The sequence below is a fragment of the Winogradskyella poriferorum genome (assembly GCF_050618035.1).
In the GTDB taxonomy this organism is placed as follows: Bacteria; Bacteroidota; Bacteroidia; order Flavobacteriales; family Flavobacteriaceae; genus Winogradskyella; species Winogradskyella poriferorum_A.
The window spans coordinates 1-211 of the sequence record NZ_JBODPY010000319.1; the positions used below are offsets into that span (position 1 = coordinate 1).

At 37.4% G+C, this 211-nt stretch carries 1 protein-coding gene; it reads right to left on the reverse strand.

Translation table 11 applies throughout. The features are described from left to right. The coding region (locus ACRHOC_RS15920) for a universal stress protein (protein ID WP_431159528.1) at positions 1-211 on the reverse strand (211 nt) is incomplete at both ends.

Below are 211 nucleotides of genomic sequence, written 5' to 3' on the forward strand. Positions count from 1 at the left end.
TTTCTCTGTGTTAGAACCTCCCAATACTTCCTTAACACGACTAGGACCATGAGATCGTATGACAATAAGATTAGCTTCATGCTTGTTAGCAACATCGTTCACCTCACTAATCTCTTTAAAGTGCTTAACGATGGGTGTAATTTTAAGGTGCTCTAAGTAGGGTATATTCAGAAAGGCTTCAAACTTCTGTTCGGCCAGTTTTAAATAAAAA